Source organism: Mesorhizobium sp. AR07 (assembly GCF_024746815.1).
In the GTDB taxonomy this organism is placed as follows: domain Bacteria; phylum Pseudomonadota; class Alphaproteobacteria; order Rhizobiales; family Rhizobiaceae; genus Mesorhizobium.
The window spans coordinates 791,200-811,895 of record NZ_CP080525.1; the positions used below are offsets into that span (position 1 = coordinate 791,200).

Below are 20,696 nucleotides of genomic sequence, written 5' to 3' on the forward strand. Positions count from 1 at the left end.
ATCGCAGGCGCGGTCCCATTCGGACAAGGCCTGCGCCTTGATGACGAGGCCCTCCATAGTCCAGTCAGGGCCGAGGAGCAGTTGCGCCTGGCATTCGACCGGATGCTGACAGCTTCGTTGTGGCCCAAGTCGACGGCCAGCCGCTGCAACGCCGCTCCCCTCACGCATCAGTGGGTGCGCGTTCTCGGCAAGACCTCCCTGCCCGCATCCGGTTCCATGACCTTCGCCATACCCATGCCACGCAGATGCTTTCGGCCGGCGTCCACCCGAAGATAGCCAGCGAGCGCCTGGGCCATCCGAACATCGGCATAACCTTGGATCTTTATTCGCATGTCATGTCAGGGATGCAGGGCAGACGCGGCAGAGCAAGTTGACGTTGCGCTTCAGGCCGCTATAAGCAGCGAGCAAAAAGGCAAATAGTTGCAAAGTGCGTAGCAACGGGCTTCTTGAGGCCGACGGCAAATAGAGAAAAGCGCAATGATTGCAATTAGTTGGAGGAATGGCCGAGCGGTTTAAGGCACCGGTCTTGAAAACCGGCGTGGGTGCAAGCTCACCGTGGGTTCGAATCCCACTTCCTCCGCCAGATTTTTAATTAAGGTATTGATTATAAATCAGAAAAAATGCGACGGCACGAGTTGCCCGACATTCATCACCCCTACTCTTTCATTAGCTATTCCACCGAAAAATATTGCCCCCGCAATCAGGCGTGTGCAGGAACTTGCGATCCACACAGTTGGCGGCGTTGTCGCGTCTGGCGAGACCATGATGCTGATCGTGCCGCAGACGGACGATCTGGTGATCGATGCTCAGGTTCCGCCCATGCGCATCGACGATGTCAGCCTTGGCCAGTCAGTCGTCATCCACTTCTCGGCCTTCGACCGCAACACCACGCCGGAGTGTCATGGAACGGTAAATCGGCTCTCTCCCGATCTGGTCGAGGACGCAGCCAACAACACTGCCTACTACGAGGCCCGCATCAACATTACGGACGAGGCGATCTGCCTGAAAGCGGCAACCCGGCTCATTCCGGGCATGCCTGCCGAATTGCATATCCAGACCGGTGACCGCACTATCTGGTCTTATCTGATGAACCCATCACCGATCAGCTCTCCCGGGCGTTCGGGGAATAAATGGGAGACCGGCATTCAGCCTTTGGAAAGGGAGATGTGGTTCTGTTCAGAAGCAGAGGCTTAGGCGGCGCACTGGCGAAAGACAGGGCGATAGAGGCGGGTGAATGGATATCTTCGGTATCAAGGCGCTGTTGATCTGCGCGCTGATCTTCATTCCGTTCGAACATCTGCTTGCCGAGCGGCCGCAAAAGATCTTCCGCAAGGGCTGGGCTGTCGATCTGATCTATGTGCTGTTCAACGGCTTCATCCTGAAGGCTGTCATCGTCATGATGGTGGCCGGTGCCCTCGGCGTCGCGGCGATCCTTGTCCCGCAATCGATAACGCAAGCCGTCAGTGGCCAGCCCATCTGGCTGCAGGTTGCGGAAATCATCCTGATCACCGATATCGGCGTCTATTGGGCACATCGAGCCTTCCATAAAATCCCTGCGCTTTGGAAGTTCCATGCAATTCACCACGGCATCGAGGAGTTGGACTGGCTCGGTGCTTTCCACTCTCACCCGATCGACATCATCGTCACAAAGGCAGTATCGCTGACCCCGGTCTTTTTCCTTGGCTTCTCCAAGGCCTCGATCGCCATCTTTTCGGTGATCTATTTCTGGCACACGATGCTTGTTCACTCGAACGTTCGGCTACGGTTCGGCCCTTTGAAGTGGCTGATCGCCAGCCCGCAATTCCATCGCTGGCACCATGCCAACCAGCGCGAAGCCTATGACAAGAACTTCGCCGGGCAGTTGCCCTTCCTCGATGTGATGTTCGGCACCTACAATGTCACCGGCGACAAGGTTCCGGAGAAATACGGCGTCGACGATCCAGTCCCCTCCACCTATTTCGGTCAGGCCGGCTATCCGCTCCTGCCCCGCAGGAAGCGATCGAATCGAGTAGCATCGAGCACCGAAACCTGACCGCCAACATCGCGCCTGGTCCGTTTCTCGATCGGTGTTTTCGGCGGCACGGCCAAGGACTACGCCGGACTATCGGTCAGACTACGCTTCCATACCGGTCCGCTTTCGGTATGCCATAAGACGCAGCACCGCCGGAGGCTTTTGGCGCCGAATCGGCTAAGCCTTTGAGGCATGAACGAGACCTCACTCTATGCGCCGGTGAAGCGGTTCCTCGAAAACCTCGACTACGTCGTCAAGGGCGAGATCGGTGGCTGCGACATCGTCGCGCTGCGCGAAGGGGAGCCGCCGGTCGTTGTCATCTGCGAGCTGAAGCTGCAATTCAATCTCGAACTTGTGCTGCAAGGCGTCGATCGTGCGACGGCCTGCGACGAGGTGTGGTTGGCCGCACGCCTGTCGGCGCGGGGCAAGGGACGCGAAGGCGATGCGCGATTCCGCAATCTGTGCCGCCGGCTTGGCTTCGGCCTGCTTGGCGTCAGCGCGAACGACCGGGTCGAGGTTCTTCTCAGCCCGATCGCACTGACGCCGCGCAAGAATGAGCGCCGGCGCTCTCGCCTTGTCGACGAGCACCGGAGCCGCCGCGGCGATCCTGTTGCGGGCGGTGGATCGCGCAATCCGATCATGACCGCCTATCGGCAAAGCGCCCTCGCCTGCGCCGCCGCGATGGAGGATGGACCCCGGCGCCCCCGCGATCTGAAGGCGCTGACGCCGATCGCGCCCAAGATCCTGCTGCACAATGTCTATGGCTGGTTCGCGCGCGTCGACCGTGGCCTCTATGAACTCACCGACGCCGGCCGCGCCTCTCTGGTTCGTTGGCCGCAATTGCCTGACACGGTCGAGCAGGCGAAAGATTTGAACGTGTCGAACGCATGACAATGAGCGCATGTCCGGTGCGCCTGACGCCGACCACTTTCCGACAGTTCAATTCTGATCGGCGTGAAACGGCCCGTCATGTTGATTTTTCTGACAAAATATGTTGCTTGTCCCGCCCATGAAGAAGCTCTGCATGATCGCCTTGGCGTCTGTGACACTGAGTTTTCCAGCCAGCGCAATGGATAGTGCATTGCGCGCCGGCCTGATGAAGCTCGATCCCCAAACCCGCCTTGAACAGCGTTGTGACGCCGAAGTGCTCGACCGGATCACACACGACGATCGTAAGTTCAAAGCGGATCGTGTCGTCGCTTACGCCTTCGCGACGCCCGAGATGGGCGCTGATGCAATCAGGAGTCCGGGTGCCGCGTTTCGCAGCAAGGGGCAATGGTACCGGCTGAAATTCAAGTGCCAGACGGCGCCGGACCATATGGAGATTTTGCAGCTCCGCTACCGGATCGGCGATGAGATTCCGGAAGCCGATTGGTCAAAGTATAATCTCTACGATTGATGTGTTGTCGGCCGTGGTGGTTTTGCCCGGCTACCGGCGAGTGTCGCGGATCCTATAATCCGGCCTCGGCGTGAATATGGTTCGATCACGCCGCCGTGAACGATCCCTTGACGCCAGGGGACCACCAAGTTAGGGCCGTCTGGATAAATCGACGAACACTCGGCAAACACGCAAGGGCTTCCGGTCGATGGACATTTTCAGCGCTGCCAGCCTGACGGCCCTGCTCCAGGTCATCGCCATCGACCTCGTGCTTGCTGGCGACAATGCGATCGTCATCGGCCTTGCTGCCGCCGGCCTGCCGGCCGAACAGCGCAAGAAGGCGATCCTCATCGGTGTGCTGGCGGCGACGGTGCTGCGCATCGGTTTTGCCGCGGTGACCGTCAAGCTGCTGGCAATCGTCGGCCTGCTGCTGGCCGGCGGCATCTTGCTGCTGTGGGTTTGCTGGAAGATGTACCGCGAATTGCGCACGTCCCATGCCGATGAACTGGAAGCAACCGAGGCGCTGTCGAACTCCGATCTCAACAGCGACAAGAGGGTGGCCGGCAAGACGAAGCGCAAGACGCTCGGCCAGGCAGCATTGCAGATCGTCGTCGCTGACGTGTCGATGTCGCTCGACAACGTGCTGGCGGTCGCCGGTGCTGCACGCGATCATTTCCCGGTGCTGGTCATCGGCCTGGTGCTGTCGATCGCGTTGATGGGGCTCGCCGCGACATTCATTGCCAAGCTGCTGCATCGCCATCGCTGGATCGCATACATCGGGCTGCTCATCATCTTCTATGTGGCGGTGGACATGGTTTATCGCGGCATGATGGAAGTCTGGCCCCATGTCAGCGATGCGGTAAGCTGAGACGGCTGCGCCGCCGCTTCTTCGATCCGGAAGCATGGCCCGCGGCGCAATTGCCGTGCGTTTTGCCGCATCGAAGGCGTGCCCATACCAATGCCGCAATAAGTGTGGTACTGCGCCGGCAATCCTGAAAAGCCCGGAAACCCTATATGTCCGCTCCTCGCGTGAGTTTTGTCAGTCTTGGATGCCCTAAGGCCCTTGTGGATTCGGAACGCATCATCACGCGCCTGCGTGCCGAGGGCTACGAGATCGCGCGCAAGCATGACGGCGCCGACCTTGTCGTCGTCAACACCTGCGGCTTTCTCGATTCCGCACGCGACGAGTCGCTCAACGCCATCGGCTCCGCGCTTTCGGAAAACGGCAGGGTCATCGTCACTGGCTGCCTCGGCGCCGAGCCGGATGTCATTCGCGAGAGGCACCCCAATGTACTGGCGATCACCGGGCCGCAGGCTTACGAGAGCGTGATGGCCGCTGTGCACGAGGCGGCACCGCCTTCGCACGATCCCTATATCGACCTGCTGCCGCCGCAGGGCGTCAAGCTGACGCCGCGCCACTATGCCTATCTCAAGATTTCCGAAGGCTGCAACAATCGCTGCACCTTCTGCATCATTCCCGCACTGCGTGGCGACCTCGTCTCGCGGCCGGCCGCCGATGTGCTGCGTGAGGCAGAGAAACTGGCCAAGGCAGGGGTCAAGGAGCTCCTCGTCATCTCGCAGGACACCAGCGCCTATGGCATCGACATCAAGTATCAGACCAGTATGTTTGGCGACCGCGAGGTCCGCGCAAAATTCCTCGACCTTTCGCAGGAACTGGGCAAGCTCGGCATCTGGGTGCGCATGCACTATGTCTACCCCTACCCGCATGTCGCCGACGTCATCCCGCTGATGGCCGAGGGCAAGATTCTTCCTTATCTGGACATCCCGTTCCAGCATGCCTCGCCGCAGGTGCTGAAGAACATGCGCCGGCCCGCGCATGGCGAAAAGACGCTCGATCGCATTCGCGGCTGGCGCGACGTGTGTCCGGACCTCGCGATCCGCTCGACTTTCATCGTCGGGTTTCCCGGCGAAACGGACGACGATTTCGAGATGCTGCTCGATTGGCTGGACGAGGCCAAGATCGATCGCGCCGGCTGCTTCAAATACGAACCGGTTCGGGGCGCTCGCTCCAACGATCTCGGCCTCGAGCAGGTCCCGCAGGAGATCAAGGAAGCGCGCTGGCATCGCTTCATGCAGCGCCAGCAGAAGATTTCGGCGACGCAACTGGCCAAGAAGGTCGGCAAGCGCCTGCCGGTGCTGATCGATGAAGCGCATGGCACGTCGGCAAAGGGCCGCACCAAATACGACGCCCCCGAGATCGACGGCTCGGTCCACATCCAGTCGCGCCGTCCGCTGCGCGCCGGCGACATCGTCACCGTCAAGATCGACCGCGCCGATGCCTACGATCTCTACGGCTCGGCGGTCTGACCGCCTGCCGTATTTACTACATTCAGCGATAGTTCGGGCTTCTTAACCCGCTCAGCCGCGATCCGCATTATGGTTTCCAGGCCGTAAATGCGGGAATTCGGATGGACACCAGACCTGCCGCGCAGGATTACATCGCCACGCTGGACCTGCTCAGGCTGGCAGCGGCGCTGGCCGTCGTGCTCTTTCATTATTTCTTCCGTGGCGCGGCCGCCGACGGCTTCCTCCGCGAGGGGTATCCGCTTGCTGCGCCGTTCGCCATTTACGGCTATCTCGGCGTCAATCTGTTCTTCCTGATCAGCGGTTTCGTCATTGCCTGGTCTGCGCAAAACCGCAGCTGGGAGCAGTTTGCCCTCGCGCGTTTCGTTCGCCTCTATCCCGGATTCCTGCTCTGCATGACGATCACCTTTGCGATTGTCGTCCTTGCCGGCACCCCGCCGTTTGCGGCCTCTTTCGTCCAGTATATCGCCAACCTGTCCATGTTTGCGCCTGCCCTCGGCCAACCCTTTATGGACGGCGTCTACTGGTCGATCGTTCTTGAACTGGTCTTTTACGGCTGGGTGACGCTGACCCTCTTCACCGGGCTCTTTCGGAAACGCAAGCTGGAGTTGATCTTCATCTGGCTGGCGATCTCGGTCTTGAACGAATTCTTCCTTGGCAGCGGCGCGGCGCGGCTGCTGTTCATCACCGAGTTTGGGCCGTTCTTCGCCGCCGGCGTGCTGGTCCACCATCTCCATGCACATGGCCGTTCATTGCCCGCTGTGCTGCTGCTTGCAGCCGCGTTCCTGGTTTCCTGCGGCACACTATTCGTGACGCAGCGCTGGATGCTGGACCATTACGGCGTTGCCGTTTCGACGGCCAATCTCGTCGTCGCCAATGTCGTCATGCACGCGGCCTTGATCGGCGCGGTGCTGCTGCGCAACCGTGTCAGGCCATCGACACTCACGCTGGCGCTGGGCGGGCTGACCTATCCGCTCTACCTGCTGCACCAGAACATCGGCTATCTCGCCATCAATACCGCCACACCTCTGGTCGGCAAATGGTTTGCCGCCCTTGGCTGTGTCGCACTCATGCTCTCTGTTTCCTGGGCGATCTGGCGCACCTGCGAACGACCGGCGCAGCGGCTGCTCCGGATTTGGCTCGGCCACGCGGTTGACGCCGGGCTGGCGAGATTTCGTCGCATCCACCCCTGGTCGCAACCCGCCGAATGAAAAAGGGCGCCGCGCGGCGCCCTTTCCCTTGGGTATGTCGCGCCGCTTACTGCGGCAGCTTGTCGTCGACACCCTTGACGTAGAAATTCATGCCGAGCAGCGTGCCGTCATCGGCGACTTCGCCATCCTTCAGCCACGCCGTGCCGTCCTGCTTGGCGATCGGTCCGGTGAAGGGATTCCAGCCGCCGGCGATCTTCTTCTCGGTCGCCTCGGCCATCGCCTTCACGTCGTCGGGCATGTTGGTGTAGGGTGAGAGCTTGACCGCGCCGTCCTTGATGCCAAGCCAGACATTGTCCGGCTTCCAGGTGCCGTCGAGGGCGGCCTGGACCCGGCTGATGTAGTAAGGACCCCATTCGTCGGTCAGCGACGTCAGCTGCGCTTTCGGCGCGAACTTGATCATGTCCGAGGACTGGCCGAAACCGTGCAGCTTGCGCTCTTCGGCCACCTGCAGGGCAGCGGTCGAATCGGTGTGCTGGACGATGATGTCGGCGCCCTGGTCGAACAGCGCCTTGGCAGCGTCGGCTTCCTTGCCCGGATCGAACCACGAGTTCACCCAGACGATCTTGGCCTTGAAGTTCGGGTTGATCGACTGTGCGCCGAGCATGAAGGAGTTGATGCCCATCACCACTTCGGGAATGGGGAAGGAAACGATGTAGCCGGCAACGCCAGCCTTCGATTCCTTCGCGGCGATCTGGCCAAGCACGTAGCGGCCTTCATAGAAACGCGCATTGTAGATGCCGAGATTGTCACCGGTCTTGTAGCCGGTGGCGTGCTCGAACATCACCTTGGGGAATTTCTTGGCCACCTTCACTTCCGGATCCATGAAGCCGAAGGAGGTGCCGAAGATGATCTTGCAGCCTTCGCGCGCCAGACGCTCGAAAGCGCGGTCGGCGTCGGGGCCTTCCGAGACGTTCTCCAGATAGGCGGTTTCGACCTTGTCGCCGAGCGCCTTTTCCACTTCGAGACGGCCCTGGTCGTGCTGGTAGGAGTAGCCGAAATCGCCGATCGGGCCAGTGTAGACCCAGCAGGCCTTCAGCTTGTCCGCAGCCTCGGCGGACGCCGCAAGCGAGACTGCGGTCGTCGTGGCCATCAGGGCAATAAGCAGTTTTTTCATTGTGTTACCTCTCTGTGTTAAGCCTTGGAGCTTCCCGTTTGTTTTTATTGTCAACGATCCGGAACGAATGGCTGCCCCAAGGAAGCCGGCGTGTTCATCATCGTCAGACGCTTGTTGCGCGAGATTAGAACGAGAACCACGACGGTTGCCAGATAGGGCAATGAAGAAAGCATCTGCGAGGGCACAGGAATGCCAAAAGCCTGTGCATGAAGCTGGCCGATCCACACCGCGCCGAAGATGTAGGCGCCGGCCAGCACCCGCCATGGCCGCCACGACGCGAACACGACCAGCGCCAGCGCGATCCAGCCGCGACCGGCGGTCATGTTCTCCACCCATTGCGGTGTGTAGACCAGCGACAGATGGCCGCCGGCGAGGCCTGCACAGGCGCCGCCGAAGATCACCGCGAGATAGCGGTAGCGGATCACCTGGATGCCCAGCGCATGGGCCGATGTGTGGCTGTCGCCGATCGAGCGCAGCGTCAGCCCGGTCCGGGTCTTGAACAGGAACCACATGACGGCTGCGGTCAGCGCGATCGAGATGTAGAAGATCGGATCCTGGCCGAACAGCAGCCTGCCGATCACTGGGATCGAGGTCAGCCCGGGGATGTCGAGGTTGGGCAGTCGCTCACCGGGTTGGCCGACGAAACCCGTCCCCATCATGCCAGAGAGGCCGAGGCCGAGCAGCGTCAGCGACAGGCCGGTCGCCACCTGGTTGGTGGCCAGCGACAACGTCATCACGGCAAACAGCAGCGAAAACACCGCGCCCATGGCGATTGCCGCCAGAAGGCCGATCCAGGGCGAGCCGGTCAGATAGCTGGCGCCGAAGCCACCGACGGCTCCCATGATCATCATGCCTTCGACGCCGAGATTGAGCACGCCGGAGCGCTCGACCACCAGTTCGCCGATTGCCGCGATCAGCAAGGGTGTCGCCGCGGTGGCGATGGTCAAGAGGATGTTGACGGCGATGTCCATCAGCGGGCTTCCTTCAACTTTGGCGTGGCTTCGAGTTTCGCAGGACCTTCCGGCTTGGTCAGCGCCAGGCCGATCAGACGAATGCGGTAGTGGATGAGCGTGTCGCAACCGAGCACGAAGAACAGCAGCATGCCCTGGAACACCCGCGCCACCTTGTCGGAGATGCCGAGCGCGCTTTGCACCGCTTCGCCGCCGAGATAGGTCAGCGCCAGCACCAGACCGGCGGCAACGATGCCGAGCGGATTGAGGCGGCCAAGGAATGCCACGATGATGGCGGTGAAGCCGTATCCTGGCGAAATGACGGGCTGCAGCTGGCCGATCGCGCCCGAGACTTCCGATATGCCGGCAAGGCCTGCCAAGGCACCCGACAGCAGGAAGGCGAAGAACACCATGCGATTGAGGCCGAAGCCGGCGAAACGCCCCGCCCGCGGGCTCGAGCCAAGCACGCGCACCTCAAAACCCTTCAGCGTGCGGCTCATCAGGATCCAGACCAGCACCGCAGCGACCAGCGCGAAAACAAAACCCCAGTTTGCCCGCCCGGCATCCGGCATCAGCTCCGGCAGTACGGCCGAGTCGCCGAACTGGATGGTTTGCGGGAAGCCATGGCCCTGCGGATCGCGCCATGGGCCGCGCACCAGCCAGTCGAGGAACAGCTGGGCGACATAGACCAGCATCAGGCTGGTCAGGATCTCGTTGGTGCCGAAACGCGTCTTGAGCAAGGCCGGGATTGCCGCATAGGCCGCGCCGCCGACCATGCCGAGCAACAGCATCAGCGGCAGCACCAGCGGGCCCTCGAACTGTGGAAACAGCACCGGAATGATCGAGCCGACAATGCCGCCGAGGATGAACTGGCCTTCGGCGCCGATGTTCCAGATGTTGGCCTTGTAGCAAACCGACAGGCCGACAGCGATCAGGATCAGCGGCGCTGCCTTGATCGCCAGCTCATGCAACTGCCAGACCTGGCTGATCGGCTCGATGAAGTAGATCCGGAACGCAGTCAACGGGTTGACGCCGAGCAGCGCGAACATGATGGCGCCGGCGATAATCGTCAGTGCGAAGGCGATGAATGGCGACAGGGCCGAGAACAGCACGGAGCGCTGCGGGCGTTTGACGAGTTCGAGGCGCATCATGCCGTCTCCAGCGTGTGTTCGGCGTGGCCGGGCTCGGCGCCGCCCATCAGCAAGCCAACCTTCTCGAAGGTCGCCTCGGCGATCGGCATCGGCCTGGACAGCTCGCCATTGTGCATGACCGCGATCGCATCCGAGATCTCGAACAGCTCGTCCAGGTCCTGGCTGATCACCAGCACCGCCGATCCGCTGCGCGACAGCTCGATCAGGGCCTGGCGGATGTGGGCGGCAGCGCCCGCGTCGACACCCCAGGTCGGCTGGTTGACCACCATGACGCTTGGCCGGCGGTCGAGTTCGCGACCGACGATGAATTTCTGCAGATTGCCGCCCGAAAGCGCTACGGCCTCCGGATCCGGCGCGCTCTTGCGCACGTCCATCGCCTCGATGATGCGTTGGGCGGCGGCATAGATGGCGCCGCTCTTGACCATTCCGCCGGTGCCGACAAACGCCTTGCCGTCAGTAGCATGGCGCGACAGCAACAGGTTTTCGGAGAGCTTCATGCGCGGCGCGGCGCCATGGCCGAGGCGCTCTTCCGGCACGAAGGCAGCACCCAGCAAGCGGCGTCCGGTGATGGTGAGGCCCCCGGCGTCCTTGCCGCGAATGCGCACGGAGGCAGCATCTTGCTGCAACACCTCGCCAGAGACGGATTCGAAGAATTCGCCCTGGCCGTTGCCGGCGACGCCCGCGATGCCGATCACCTCGCCGGCGCGAACATTCAGGCTGATGTCCTTGAGCGGAATCGAGAACGGCGTTGCCGGCTTGCGGCTGAGGCCGCGGATTTCGAGCAAGGGCTGCGCCTTGTCGATCCCCTCGACCGGTGCACGCACCACGGCCTGCACCTCATTGCCGACCATCATGCGGGCCAGCGACGAGGCTGTTTCCTCACGCGGATTGCAGTGGCCGACCACCTTGCCATGGCGCAACACGGTGGCGCGGTCGCAGATGCGTTTGACCTCTTCGAGCCGGTGCGAAATGTAGAGGATGGATTTGCCTTCCGAGCGCAGGCGCTCCAGCGTCTCGAACAGCTTGTCGGCCTCCTGCGGCGTCAGCACAGAGGTCGGCTCGTCGAGGATGATGAGCTGCGGCGTCTGCAGCAGGCAGCGGATGATCTCGATGCGCTGGCGCTCGCCGACCGACAGGTCGCCGACCAGCGATTCAGGATCGAGCGGCAGGCCGTAGCTGTAGGATAGCGCCCTCGCCTTCGCCGCGATGCTGTTGATCGGCGCGCCATCGTCCAGCGACAGCGCGATGTTCTCGGCCGCGGTCAGCGCCTCGAACAGCGAAAAGTGCTGGAACACCATGCCGATGCCGAGTTTTTTCGCGACGCCCGGGCTGGTAATCCTGACCGCCTGGCCGTTCCAGAAGATCTCGCCGGAATTAGGCTCCAGCGAGCCGAACAGCATTTTGACCAGCGTCGACTTGCCGGCGCCGTTCTCACCCAGCAGCGCGTGGATTTCACCCTTGGCGATGTCGAGATCGATATGATCGCACGCCGTCAGCGTGCCGAATATCTTGGTAAGGCCACGAACCTCGAGCAGGTTCGTGCCGTCCTGATTTGCACTCACAGTGCCTCCCATCTGGTTAGCCAGATATGTTCTGTGTTCCCGCAAGCATGGTAGGCGCGGCCGGCTCTCATCGGAAAGCGGCACGCGTCTTGAAAGAGCTTCAAGAATTTCAGCGGAAATTCAAGGGATAGCAAGGCAGAACGGACCAGGCTGCGTTGAGATTCAGGTCAGGCCGAGTCGAAAATGGTGGTTTCCGAGAACCGGAGCGGAGCGTACCTTTGGGTACATGAGCACCGGAAGCGCAGGAAGCCGCCGTTTGCAGGCCGGCATCACCTGAATCTCAACGCAGCCTAAGGGATGAGAATGGTGGTCCCGGTCGTCCTGCGACCCTCGAGGTCGGAATGCGCCTTGCCCGTGTCCTTGAGTGCATATCGCTGGTTGATCTTGATCTTGACGGCACCTCTGAGCACGACCTCGAACAAGGCGGCCGCGGAGGCATCGAGATCCTCGCGTTTCGCATTGTAGACGAACAGCGTCGGTCTTGTGGCGAACAAGGAGCCCTTCTGGGCCAGCAATGACATGCTGAACGGCGGGATCGGTCCCGAGGACTGGCCGAAGCTGACGAACATGCCGAGCGGTTTCAGGCAGTCGAGCGAAGCCGGAAACGTGTCGTGGCCGACCGAATCGTAGACGACGTCGCATTTCCTGCCGCCGGTGACGGCGGCGACGCCGGCAACGAAATCCTGCTCCTTGTAATTGATGACATGATCGAAGCCATGCGCCTTGGCCAGCTCGATCTTGTCGGTTGAGCTGGCCGTGCCGATGACCGTCGCGCCAAGATGTTTCGCCCATTGGCCGAGGATAAGCCCGACGCCGCCTGCCGCGGCATGAAACAGGATCGTGTCGCCTGCCTTCACTTTGAAAGTGCGCCGCAGCAGATATTCTGATGTCATGCCTTTCAACATCATCGCGGCCGCCTGTTCGTCGCTAATGCCGTCTGGCACCTTGACGACGCGGCTGGCATCGATCACCCGCTCTTGCGCATAAGCACCGTTCGTCACGGCATAGGCAATCCGTTCGCCCGGCTTCAGCCAGTCGACGCCCTGGCCGACCTCCAGCACCACGCCCGCCGCTTCACTGCCCGGAATCAGCGGGAACCCGCTCGGCGGCGGATACAGGCCCGTGCGATGATAGACATCGATGAAATTGAGGCCGATCGCCGTGTGCCTGATCAGGATCTGCCCTGCTCCCGGCTGGCCGGGATCGGTGTCCTCATAGGCCAGGACTTCCGGGCCGCCATGGGCGTGGATACGGATCGCTTTGGACATGGGCTGGGCTTCCCTCCGGGAGTGGCTGATCAGGCCTTCTTGGCACCGAGATTTGGAAAGAACTGCATGACGCCACCGATGCAGGCAAGGTAGAGGCCGGTGATGGTGATGCCGATCTTGGTGAAGTCGCTGACCTGTTCGCCCAGCACGCCGATCTGATCGTAGAAGGCAGCGAGTGCTGCTTGCGCCAGCGCAAGCGCCCCGAAAGCGCACCACAAAAGGGTCATCGCAAGATTGATGCGCCGCAGCCGCACCACCCGCACCGGATGGATGAAGTTGATCGGGACGAAAGTCAGAATGCCGGCCACCACCACCACCGCGAACGAAACCCATTGCCCCGGCTCGATGACGAACAGCGTGAACACCACCATGTTCCAGACTACCGGGAAGCCCTTGAAGAAATTCTCCTTCGTCTTCATCCCGGTGTCGGCATAGTAGATGGCGCTGGAGACGACGATGATCGCCGCCGACAGGAACGACAGGCCCTCGCCCATGAAGCCACGCTGATAGAGCGCGAAGGCGGGGATCAGCACGTAGGTGACGTAGTCGATGATGTTGTCGAGCAGTTCACCCGACCATGTCGGCAGGATTTCCTTGACCTCGAGCTTTCTGGCGATCGGCCCGTCGATGCCGTCGACGAACAATGCCAGCCCGAGCCACCAGAACATTGCCGTCCAGCTCTCTTCGCTCGCCGCCACCAAGGACAGGAAGGCCAGGAACGAGCCTGACGCGGTCAGCAGATGGACGGAGAACGCCCTCGCCTGCGGCCATGTGACTTTCTTCTTCGGCCGCGGGATCCGGTCCCTGATCTTCCTGGCCGTTGTGTTCTTGCTCACGGGCCCCGCCAATCCAGCTTGCAGATTTCGGCCGAACGGCCTGCGAAATTCCAGTTGCGGCCGAAAGCCCGCATCTTGCTCTTGTCGGACCTCGCCACGATGATCTCGGGCGCAATCCAGTATTCCGAATTGCTGATCACCGTATCCTTGTCGCGGTCCTTGCCGGGGATCGGTGTCACCGCCCCGTCGATGATCTTCGGTATCTGGAAGATGCGTGTCTTGTCACGCGTCTCATAGGTGATCGGCACTTGTTCGACGCCGAGGAATTTGCCGACAAGGATGGAGAGCAACGATGTGGTCCCACCCGCCTTGCCGGTGAAAATCTTCGTCAGCGCCTTGACCGCATAGACCGAGGCGCGTTTGTCGATGAACAGGCCGGCAGTCCAGTTGCCGCGGCTCATATAGCCGGGGATTTCCATGACCAAGCCGAGATTGAGACCCGACAGGTCGACGTCGCCGAAATGGCCGGCATCGATGCGGAAGCCCGCCCAGGTCTGGCAATAGCCTTCGGTCGGTGGATGATTCCCGAGGGATAACACACAAGGGCAAAAAACCGTGCAATTGCAGGAGAGTACGAGCTCTCCCTTCATCGCCCAGCCTTGATCTGCCATGGAAATTTCCCCCACTATGCCGAGACTACTAGCAGGGCGGCTGCCCAGACAAGCAGTATCGCACCGGCCAGCCGGGTTGGAACCCTGCTCGCAGTTTGTTTTTCGATCAGGGTGAACAGACCGATCAACGCCATCCAGAAGACGTTCATCACGCCGACGGCGAACATCACAAGCATCAATGCCCAGCAACAGCCGAGGCACCATATGCCTTGCGCGACGCCAAGCCGGAAGATGTGGGCGGGCCTGGCGCTCCAGTTCGCGAACAGGATCGAGAACGGGTTCTTGCATTTCTTCAGGCAGGCTTCCTTCAGGCCGCTGAACTGGTAGAGGCCGGCAATCAGCAGAGCGAGCGCACCGGCAATGCCGATGACCGGGTCGAGCATCCCCCTGGGCGCGGCGGATGCATGGGCGGCCAAGGTCAGCGCCGCGAACATCACCGAGGCGGCGAGCCAGACACTGAGGTAACCGGCGACCAGCACCAGCGGAAGGACCACCGGCTCGCCTTTGATCCGAGCCGTATCGGCGATTTCGCAATAGGTGCGGATCATCGGCGCGGCGGAAGGCAGCATCGTCGCGATCGCCATCAAGAACCACATCAAGACGAGCGCACCAGCCAGCAGGCCGACACTTGCGTCCAACGGTGCCGGCGAGAGGCAGAGCGTGAAGAACCGTTCCAGGAAATCCGGCAGCGGCAATTGCGGCAGGTTACGCAGCATCGTGTCGCCGGGGGCGCCGAGGCCTGCACCCCGCCCTTCGGCGCCGCGGATTGCTATCGCCGCAAGGGACAGCCACGCGAGCAGGATACAGGCGCCGATGACGATGTTCACGGTTACACGGGGACTGCGCGCGATGTTCGCCATGGCGCGGCCGGCGCGGTCGAGATGGCTGAAATCGTCTTGCTGCCCGGTCATGACATCCGAATGGGCCGAATCTCCGCGTTGATCAAGCGGCATGAATTGACCTATATGCTCATCGACTGGCAGGTCGAATGGCCTGCCTCGCATTGCAAGCCGGAAGCCGATCTTGGAGCATCAGCAAACTGCGCGGATATTGATCGCTGGCACGGGGCCGGCGGGGCTGATCGCGGCGCTTGGTTTTGCCGATGCCGGTTTCCCGGTGACGCTCGCCGGGCCTGAGGCCACTGCCCCCGACGGCCGCACGACAGCCCTGATGAACCCCGCCTTGAAGGTGCTTGCGCGGCTGGGCGTGCTCGATGCCGTCAAGCCCAAGGCGGCGCCTCTGAAGGTGATGCGCATCGTCGATGCGACCAGGCGACTGCTCCGCAGCCCCGTCGTCACCTTCCGCGCCAGCGAGATCGACGAGGATCAGTTCGGGCTGAACCTGCCCAACAGCGTCCTCAATCCGGCACTCGCCAGCACAGTTGCCGCGCATGCTGGCATCGAATGGCGACGGTCGATGGTGGCGAGCTGGCATCTCGATGCCGGGCACGCCCGTGCCGTCCTGAGCGACGGCAGCACGGTGGACGCATCGCTGGCCGTGGCCGCCGACGGACGCCTGTCGCCGGCTCGCCAGGCGGCCGGCATCTCGACCTCGGCCCGCTCCTACCCGCAGGCAGCGTTTGTCCTCAATTTCGGTCACAGTGGCGACCACGCTTTTACATCGACCGAGTTCCACACCGAGACGGGTCCGTTCACGCAGGTTCCGCTGCCCGGCAATCGCTCGAGCCTTGTCTGGGTGGTGAAACCCGAGACCGCTACGGAACTCGCCGCATTGGACGATGCAACGCTTTCGCTGCGGGTCGAACAGCAGATGCAGTCGATGCTGGGCCGGGTGACGGTCGAGCCGGGCCGGCAGATCTATCCGCTTTCGACGGTGACGCCGTTGTGTTTCGCTCGGGAGCGTGTGGCGCTGGTCGGCGAAGCCGCCCATGTGTTTCCGCCAATTGGCGCCCAAGGCCTCAACCTCGGCATCAGGGACATCGACGATCTCATTGGGATTGCTGGTGAAAATCGCACAGACCCTGGCTCAGCCAAGGCGCTTGCAGCCTACGACTTCAAACGCCGCCCCGATATTCTGGCGCGCAGCAGCGCGGTCAATCTGCTCAACATGTCGCTGCTCTCCGACATGCTGCCGGCCCAGATGGCCCGCGTTGCCGGGCTCGGCGTGCTCGGCGGCTTCGCGCCGCTTCGCGCTTTTTTCATGCGCGAGGGGCTTCGCCCCGGCAGCGGCTTCGCGGCGCTGGCCGGCGGCCTGCGAAGGCAAGTGCGCTGACAGCGATCTCCCGGACGTTTCCGATAATCCGCGTCGTCGACGATCGTCGGCATCCACCGCATGCGACAAAACTTTTGCGCCGCATCCTGCGTAGCTTCAAGGCGCGCCCAAACGCTTCGGGATTGAATTGGCGCACGGTCTGCGCCAAATAAGTCTAAGGAATTCAGTGGTGAGTACGATGAAAACGGCCAAATTCGCAATCGGACAGGTGGTGCGCCACCGGCTGTTTCCATTCAGGGGCATCATTTTCGACGTCGACCCGCAATTCGCCAACACCGACGAATGGTACGAAGCCATCCCCGCCGACGTGCGGCCACGCAAGGATCAGCCTTTCTATCATCTGCTCGCCGAGAATTCGGAGACCGAATACATCGCCTATGTGTCCGAGCAGAATTTGCTGGAGGATCAATCAGGTGAGCCGGTCCGGCATCCGCAGATCAAGGAGATGTTCGACAAGAAGCCCGATGGGCGCTACGAACCGAAACGGCATTCCAGGCATTAATCGACCAAATGACAGGTGCAAAAAAAGCGGGGCATGACCCCGCTTTTTTATGAGCCCGACAAAAATCGGCTGATCAGTTGGCGGTCTTCGCCTTGTCCTGCTCGTCCTTGAGCTTCTTGGCGAAATCCTGGTTGTTCTTGGCGACGAAGTCCTGGAGCTTCTTCTGCCGGTCCTCGATGTCCGACTGCTGCAGCGCCGGGCCGTCATAGGCGCCGCTGAAGCCCTGCAGGGCGACCTTGATCGGATTGGGCTGGTTCTGGAAATTGACCGAGGTCAGCGTAATCGCCTGGCCCTTCTTGAAAGCTGCCACGAGCTGATCGGTGAGCGGCACTTCCGCCACGCAACGATCCGGAAAGCAGATCACATAGTCGAGCTTCACCGCCTTGCCGGTGTCGATCTGCAGGCCGATGCCGGGAGGCACCAGACGACCGGTCGGGACCGTGACCTGGAACACCTTGCGGTTCACCTTGCCCTTCAGCTCGATCAGGCTGACACCGGTGACCAGCTGGCCGTTGCCGGCGGTGGTGATGTTCTGGACGTTGCAGATGTCGACGTCTTCCTGCTTGGTGCAAGCCTTGAACCAGCCTTGCGGAATCTGCTGTTGCTGCTGTGCGGAAGCAGCGGGAAGCCCTGCGCCCAGAAAGCCGATCACGCCAGCGGCCATGACCGACAGGCGGTACGCGTTGCTGTTCAGGCTCGTCATGTGGTTTACTTCCTCTCAAATGATCCCGGGACCGGCTTCTTCGCGCCGTGTGGTCCAGCTACCTGTTGCCGAAATGAGGCAACAGAATGACTTCGGACGGCGTGTTACACTGCAAGCGATGTCGAATCCAGCCCGATACTCGCAATTGTTGAGCGCGCGGTTGGCCGGCGCCTAGCCGCCTCATGCTAGGGTGCGCACCGAATCATCAAGCCGACCCAGTAAGGAGACGGTCATGGGCCGCGTTCTTGTTTGGCTGATCGCCGCGATATCGTTTCTCGCCCTTTCGCATCAGCCGGCCGCATCGGAGCCGAAGCACGCCATCGCCATGCAGGGCGAGCCGGCGCTGCCGCCCGACTACACGCATTTCAACTACGTCAATCCGGATGCGCCGAAGGGTGGCTCGATCACCTATTGCGTGGTCGGCAGTTTCGACAATCTCAACCCTTTCATCCTCAAGAGCCTGCGCACGACGGCGCGCGGCATGATGGATCAGAACTACGGCAATCTCGTCTTTGAGCCGCTGATGCAGCGCAATTACGATGAGCCCTTCAGTCTGTATGGCCTCCTTGCCGATACGGCCGACATGGACCCCGAGCGCCAAAGCATCGAGTTTCATCTCAACCCAAATGCCAAATGGTCGGACGGCCAGCCGGTGACGCCGGAGGATGTGCTGTTCACCTACGATGTCTATACCGACAAGGGTCGCCCGCCCTACAGCGCGCGGATGAGCCTGATAGCCAAGCTTGAAAAGACCGGCGACCACAGCGTGCGCTTTACCTTCAACGACAAGGCCAATCGTGAGACGCCGCTGATCATAGCGCTGACGCCGATCCTGCCGAAACATGCCTTCAACAAGGAAACCTTCGACAAGACGACGCTGAAGCCGCTGATCGGCAGTGGCCCTTACACCGTTGCGCAGGTACAGCCTGGCCAACGCATCGTTTTCAAACGCAACCCGGACTATTGGGGCAAGGACATCCCGGCCAAGCGTGGTTTCGACAATTACGACCAGATCACCATCGAATATTTCCTCAACGCCAACGCCAAGCTCGAAGCCTTCAAGAAGGGCCTCTGCGCCATCGACGATGACAGCGATCCGGTGAAGCGCGAGCGCGATCTCGATTTCCCGGCCTTCCACAAGGGCGACGTGGTCGCCGAAACCTTCGACACCGGCATTCCACCTGTTGTGACCGGTTTCCTGTTCAACATGCGGCTGCAGAAATTCGCCAGCCCGGTGGTGCGGCGTGCACTCGGCATGCTCTACGACTTCGAATGGGCCAACAAGAACCTGTTCGGCGGCAAATACGCGCGCGCGATGAGTTACTGGCAGAATTCCGAGCTTTCGGCGCTCGGCCACCCGGCCGACGACAGGGAAAAAGCACTTCTGGCGCCCTACCCCGGCCGCGTACCGGCCGATGTCATGGATGGCACGTACCGGCCACCGATCACCGATGGTTCAGGGCAGGATCGCAAAGTGCTGAAAGCGGCCTTCGATCTTTTGAAAGGCATCGGCTATCACGTGCAGAACGGGACAATGCTCGATCCAGACGGCAAACCCTTCGGCTTCGAAATTCTGGTTGCTTCGCAGGACGAGGAGCGCCTCGCGGGCATCTACCAGCGTACGCTGGAGAAGATCGGCATCGACGTCACCATTCGCAGCCTTGACGGCGATCAGATCCAGTCGCGCAAACAGCGCTTCGATTTCGAGGCGCTGATCGGATCGAGTGGCTTCAGCAATTCATTGTCGCCGGGAATAGAACAACTCGGACGCTGGGGATCCGAAGCGGCCAGGGCCGAAGGTTCGTTCAACCTCGCCGGGGTAGCCGATCCAGCGGTTGATGCGGCGATCGACGCCATGCTGCGTGCTCGTTCGAAGGAGGACTATGTCGCTGCCGTCAGGGTCCTCGACCGGCTGCTGATCTCCGGCAACTACATGGTGCCGACGCAATACAACACGCAGCAATGGATCGCCTACTGGAACTATCTGGCACATCCGCAAAAGACGCCCATATTTGGGTATCAACTGCCGACCTGGTGGCGCAAGCCGAACTGAAGATTCAGGAGATAGAGATGAGCGAGCTGAACGCCATCACCGTCGATGTGGTGTCCGACGTCGTCTGCCCATGGTGCTTCATCGGTCAGAAGCGGCTCGACAAGGCGATATCAGCGGTTGGCGATACCAAGGTGCATGTCCGCTGGCGGCCGTTCCAGCTCGATCCGACCATTCCGCCGCAGGGCAAGGACCGCCACGACTACATGCTGGCCAAGTTCGGTAGCGACGAACGCATCCGCGAGATTCATGCCCGCATCGAACCGCTGGGCGAAGCCGAAGGCATTGCCTTCGCTTTCGACGCCATCAAGGTCGCCCCCAACACTTTGGATGCGCACCGCCTGATCCGCTGGGCTGGTGCTGCCGGCGAAGCCGTGCAGAACCGGCTGGTGCGCCGCCTGTTTCAGATGAATTTCGAGGAAGGTGTCAATATCAGCGATCACACCGTGCTGGTCGAAGCCGCGCGCGAGGCCGGCATGGATGCATCCGTGGTCGAAACACTTTTGCCGACCGATGCCGATGTCGAGGCGGTTCGCACCGAGATCGCCACCGCCTCGCGCATGGGCATATCAGGCGTGCCCTGCTTCCTGCTCGAGGGCAAATATGCGGTCATGGGCGCGCAGGATGCCGATACCCTGGCCGACGCCATCCGTCAGGTGGCGGCAGCCAAGGCGCGCGGCGAATTGGAAAAGGTCGGCTGAGGCCGGCCGTCGTTCCTTATACGAAAAGAGCTGGAGATGGTGGGCAAGCCCGTGTTGACCCTATCGGGGACAACAGGGCTCGCCGACGACA

General features: G+C 61.5%; 21 protein-coding genes and 1 tRNA gene. 13 read left to right on the forward strand and 9 right to left on the reverse strand.

The window, feature by feature from the left end; genetic code table 11:
* Nucleotides 1-119: 119 nt before the first annotated feature.
* From BPNPMPFG_RS04165 to BPNPMPFG_RS04205, 9 genes are all read left to right on the forward strand, one after another.
* On the forward strand, nt 120-374 hold the full coding sequence (locus BPNPMPFG_RS04165) for a tyrosine-type recombinase/integrase (RefSeq protein ID WP_258593355.1): 255 nt from the start codon (nt 120-122) through the stop codon (nt 372-374).
* A 119-nt stretch (nt 375-493) separates the two neighbouring features.
* Nucleotides 494-583 (forward strand) — tRNA-Ser (locus tag BPNPMPFG_RS04170).
* Nucleotides 556-1,194, forward strand: coding sequence for a beta-barrel domain-containing protein (locus BPNPMPFG_RS04175; protein WP_258593356.1), 639 nt, complete (start codon nt 556-558; stop codon nt 1,192-1,194). Before BPNPMPFG_RS04170 ends, BPNPMPFG_RS04175 begins: the two co-directional genes overlap by 28 nt.
* A gap of 40 nt (nt 1,195-1,234) precedes the next feature.
* The gene (locus BPNPMPFG_RS04180) at nt 1,235-2,032 is read left to right on the forward strand and encodes a sterol desaturase family protein (RefSeq protein WP_258593357.1); all 798 of its coding nucleotides are present in this window, start codon (nt 1,235-1,237) and stop codon (nt 2,030-2,032) included.
* 171 nt (nt 2,033-2,203) lie between these two features.
* Nucleotides 2,204-2,902 (forward strand): DUF2161 domain-containing phosphodiesterase, encoded by a 699-nt coding sequence (locus tag BPNPMPFG_RS04185; RefSeq protein ID WP_258593358.1) that lies wholly within the window; start codon nt 2,204-2,206, stop codon nt 2,900-2,902.
* Between the two features lie 100 nt (nt 2,903-3,002).
* A complete protein-coding gene (locus tag BPNPMPFG_RS04190) occupies nt 3,003-3,410 on the forward strand; it encodes a DUF930 domain-containing protein (protein WP_258593359.1) in 408 nt (135 codons plus the stop codon).
* Between the two features lie 187 nt (nt 3,411-3,597).
* Nucleotides 3,598-4,257 (forward strand): TerC family protein, encoded by a 660-nt coding sequence (locus tag BPNPMPFG_RS04195; protein WP_258593360.1) that lies wholly within the window; start codon nt 3,598-3,600, stop codon nt 4,255-4,257.
* A gap of 146 nt (nt 4,258-4,403) precedes the next feature.
* Nucleotides 4,404-5,717 (forward strand): 30S ribosomal protein S12 methylthiotransferase RimO, encoded by a 1,314-nt coding sequence (gene rimO, locus BPNPMPFG_RS04200; RefSeq protein WP_258593361.1) that lies wholly within the window; start codon nt 4,404-4,406, stop codon nt 5,715-5,717.
* Between the two features lie 101 nt (nt 5,718-5,818).
* Entirely contained in the window at nt 5,819-6,925 is a 1,107-nt protein-coding gene (locus BPNPMPFG_RS04205; RefSeq protein ID WP_258593362.1) for an acyltransferase family protein, read from the forward strand.
* A 46-nt stretch (nt 6,926-6,971) separates the two neighbouring features.
* On the opposite strand, the gene BPNPMPFG_RS04210 is transcribed toward BPNPMPFG_RS04205, so the two are convergent.
* The 8 genes from BPNPMPFG_RS04210 to BPNPMPFG_RS04245 all read right to left on the reverse strand — a co-directional run bounded on the left by BPNPMPFG_RS04210 (nt 6,972) and on the right by BPNPMPFG_RS04245 (nt 15,328).
* Nucleotides 6,972-8,039, reverse strand: a complete 1,068-nt coding sequence (locus BPNPMPFG_RS04210) for a BMP family ABC transporter substrate-binding protein (RefSeq protein ID WP_258593363.1) — start codon at nt 8,037-8,039, stop codon at nt 6,972-6,974.
* Nucleotides 8,040-8,089: 50 nt separating this feature from the next.
* Nucleotides 8,090-9,010, reverse strand: coding sequence for an ABC transporter permease (locus BPNPMPFG_RS04215; RefSeq protein WP_258593364.1), 921 nt, complete (start codon nt 9,008-9,010; stop codon nt 8,090-8,092).
* Entirely contained in the window at nt 9,010-10,140 is a 1,131-nt protein-coding gene (locus BPNPMPFG_RS04220; protein WP_258593365.1) for an ABC transporter permease, read from the reverse strand. Before BPNPMPFG_RS04220 ends, BPNPMPFG_RS04215 begins: the two co-directional genes overlap by 1 nt.
* Nucleotides 10,137-11,714, reverse strand: coding sequence for an ABC transporter ATP-binding protein (locus BPNPMPFG_RS04225; RefSeq protein WP_258593366.1), 1,578 nt, complete (start codon nt 11,712-11,714; stop codon nt 10,137-10,139). The genes BPNPMPFG_RS04220 and BPNPMPFG_RS04225 overlap by 4 nt, the downstream gene beginning before the upstream one ends.
* Nucleotides 11,715-11,992: 278 nt before the next feature.
* Nucleotides 11,993-12,970: a quinone oxidoreductase family protein gene (locus tag BPNPMPFG_RS04230; RefSeq protein WP_258593367.1), complete on the reverse strand. Its 978-nt coding sequence runs from the start codon at nt 12,968-12,970 to the stop codon at nt 11,993-11,995.
* A 29-nt stretch (nt 12,971-12,999) separates the two neighbouring features.
* Nucleotides 13,000-13,806 carry a phosphatidylcholine synthase gene (pcsA, locus tag BPNPMPFG_RS04235; protein ID WP_258593368.1) on the reverse strand — a complete coding sequence of 269 codons (807 nt, stop codon included), beginning with the start codon at nt 13,804-13,806 and terminating at the stop codon, nt 13,000-13,002.
* Nucleotides 13,803-14,417 carry a DUF1326 domain-containing protein gene (locus BPNPMPFG_RS04240; RefSeq protein ID WP_258593369.1) on the reverse strand — a complete coding sequence of 205 codons (615 nt, stop codon included), beginning with the start codon at nt 14,415-14,417 and terminating at the stop codon, nt 13,803-13,805. The genes pcsA and BPNPMPFG_RS04240 overlap by 4 nt, the downstream gene beginning before the upstream one ends.
* 14 nt (nt 14,418-14,431) lie before the next feature.
* The gene (locus BPNPMPFG_RS04245; RefSeq protein ID WP_258593370.1) at nt 14,432-15,328 is read right to left on the reverse strand and encodes a DUF2182 domain-containing protein; all 897 of its coding nucleotides are present in this window, start codon (nt 15,326-15,328) and stop codon (nt 14,432-14,434) included.
* A 112-nt stretch (nt 15,329-15,440) separates the two neighbouring features.
* On the opposite strand from BPNPMPFG_RS04245, the gene BPNPMPFG_RS04250 reads away from it, so the two are divergent.
* Both BPNPMPFG_RS04250 and hspQ read left to right on the forward strand, forming a co-directional pair.
* Entirely contained in the window at nt 15,441-16,649 is a 1,209-nt protein-coding gene (locus tag BPNPMPFG_RS04250; RefSeq protein ID WP_258593371.1) for a UbiH/UbiF family hydroxylase, read from the forward strand.
* Nucleotides 16,650-16,827: 178 nt separating this feature from the next.
* Complete coding sequence (gene hspQ / locus BPNPMPFG_RS04255) at nt 16,828-17,151, forward strand: heat shock protein HspQ (protein ID WP_258597060.1); 324 nt, start codon at nt 16,828-16,830, stop codon at nt 17,149-17,151.
* 73 nt (nt 17,152-17,224) lie between these two features.
* Here the strand turns inward: hspQ and BPNPMPFG_RS04260 are convergent, their stop codons facing one another.
* The gene (locus tag BPNPMPFG_RS04260; RefSeq protein WP_258593372.1) at nt 17,225-17,854 is read right to left on the reverse strand and encodes an invasion associated locus B family protein; all 630 of its coding nucleotides are present in this window, start codon (nt 17,852-17,854) and stop codon (nt 17,225-17,227) included.
* 232 nt (nt 17,855-18,086) lie between these two features.
* Between BPNPMPFG_RS04260 and BPNPMPFG_RS04265 the strand changes: the two genes are divergently transcribed.
* Nucleotides 18,087-19,907, forward strand: a complete 1,821-nt coding sequence (locus BPNPMPFG_RS04265; protein ID WP_258593373.1) for an extracellular solute-binding protein — start codon at nt 18,087-18,089, stop codon at nt 19,905-19,907.
* Nucleotides 19,908-19,924: 17 nt separating this feature from the next.
* On the forward strand, nt 19,925-20,605 hold the full coding sequence (locus BPNPMPFG_RS04270) for a DsbA family oxidoreductase (RefSeq protein ID WP_258593374.1): 681 nt from the start codon (nt 19,925-19,927) through the stop codon (nt 20,603-20,605).
* Nucleotides 20,606-20,696 lie beyond the last annotated feature (91 nt).

Excerpts from the sequence above, each read along its gene's own strand:
- BPNPMPFG_RS04180 (WP_258593357.1), top strand. The coding sequence starts at position 1,235 with ATGGATATCTTCGGTATCAAGGCGCTGTTGATCTGCGCGCTGATCTTC.
- BPNPMPFG_RS04185 (WP_258593358.1), top strand. The coding sequence starts at position 2,204 with ATGAACGAGACCTCACTCTATGCGCCGGTGAAGCGGTTCCTCGAAAAC.
- BPNPMPFG_RS04190 (WP_258593359.1), top strand. The coding sequence starts at position 3,003 with ATGTTGCTTGTCCCGCCCATGAAGAAGCTCTGCATGATCGCCTTGGCG.
- BPNPMPFG_RS04195 (WP_258593360.1), top strand. The coding sequence starts at position 3,598 with ATGGACATTTTCAGCGCTGCCAGCCTGACGGCCCTGCTCCAGGTCATC.
- rimO (WP_258593361.1), top strand. The coding sequence starts at position 4,404 with ATGTCCGCTCCTCGCGTGAGTTTTGTCAGTCTTGGATGCCCTAAGGCC.
- BPNPMPFG_RS04205 (WP_258593362.1), top strand. The coding sequence starts at position 5,819 with ATGGACACCAGACCTGCCGCGCAGGATTACATCGCCACGCTGGACCTG.
- BPNPMPFG_RS04210 (WP_258593363.1), bottom strand. The coding sequence starts at position 8,039 with ATGAAAAAACTGCTTATTGCCCTGATGGCCACGACGACCGCAGTCTCG.
- BPNPMPFG_RS04215 (WP_258593364.1), bottom strand. The coding sequence starts at position 9,010 with ATGGACATCGCCGTCAACATCCTCTTGACCATCGCCACCGCGGCGACA.
- BPNPMPFG_RS04220 (WP_258593365.1), bottom strand. The coding sequence starts at position 10,140 with ATGATGCGCCTCGAACTCGTCAAACGCCCGCAGCGCTCCGTGCTGTTC.
- BPNPMPFG_RS04225 (WP_258593366.1), bottom strand. The coding sequence starts at position 11,714 with ATGGGAGGCACTGTGAGTGCAAATCAGGACGGCACGAACCTGCTCGAG.
- BPNPMPFG_RS04230 (WP_258593367.1), bottom strand. The coding sequence starts at position 12,970 with ATGTCCAAAGCGATCCGTATCCACGCCCATGGCGGCCCGGAAGTCCTG.
- BPNPMPFG_RS04240 (WP_258593369.1), bottom strand. The coding sequence starts at position 14,417 with ATGGCAGATCAAGGCTGGGCGATGAAGGGAGAGCTCGTACTCTCCTGC.
- BPNPMPFG_RS04245 (WP_258593370.1), bottom strand. The coding sequence starts at position 15,328 with ATGACCGGGCAGCAAGACGATTTCAGCCATCTCGACCGCGCCGGCCGC.
- hspQ (WP_258597060.1), top strand. The coding sequence starts at position 16,828 with ATGAAAACGGCCAAATTCGCAATCGGACAGGTGGTGCGCCACCGGCTG.
- BPNPMPFG_RS04260 (WP_258593372.1), bottom strand. The coding sequence starts at position 17,854 with ATGACGAGCCTGAACAGCAACGCGTACCGCCTGTCGGTCATGGCCGCT.
- BPNPMPFG_RS04265 (WP_258593373.1), top strand. The coding sequence starts at position 18,087 with ATGGGCCGCGTTCTTGTTTGGCTGATCGCCGCGATATCGTTTCTCGCC.
- BPNPMPFG_RS04270 (WP_258593374.1), top strand. The coding sequence starts at position 19,925 with ATGAGCGAGCTGAACGCCATCACCGTCGATGTGGTGTCCGACGTCGTC.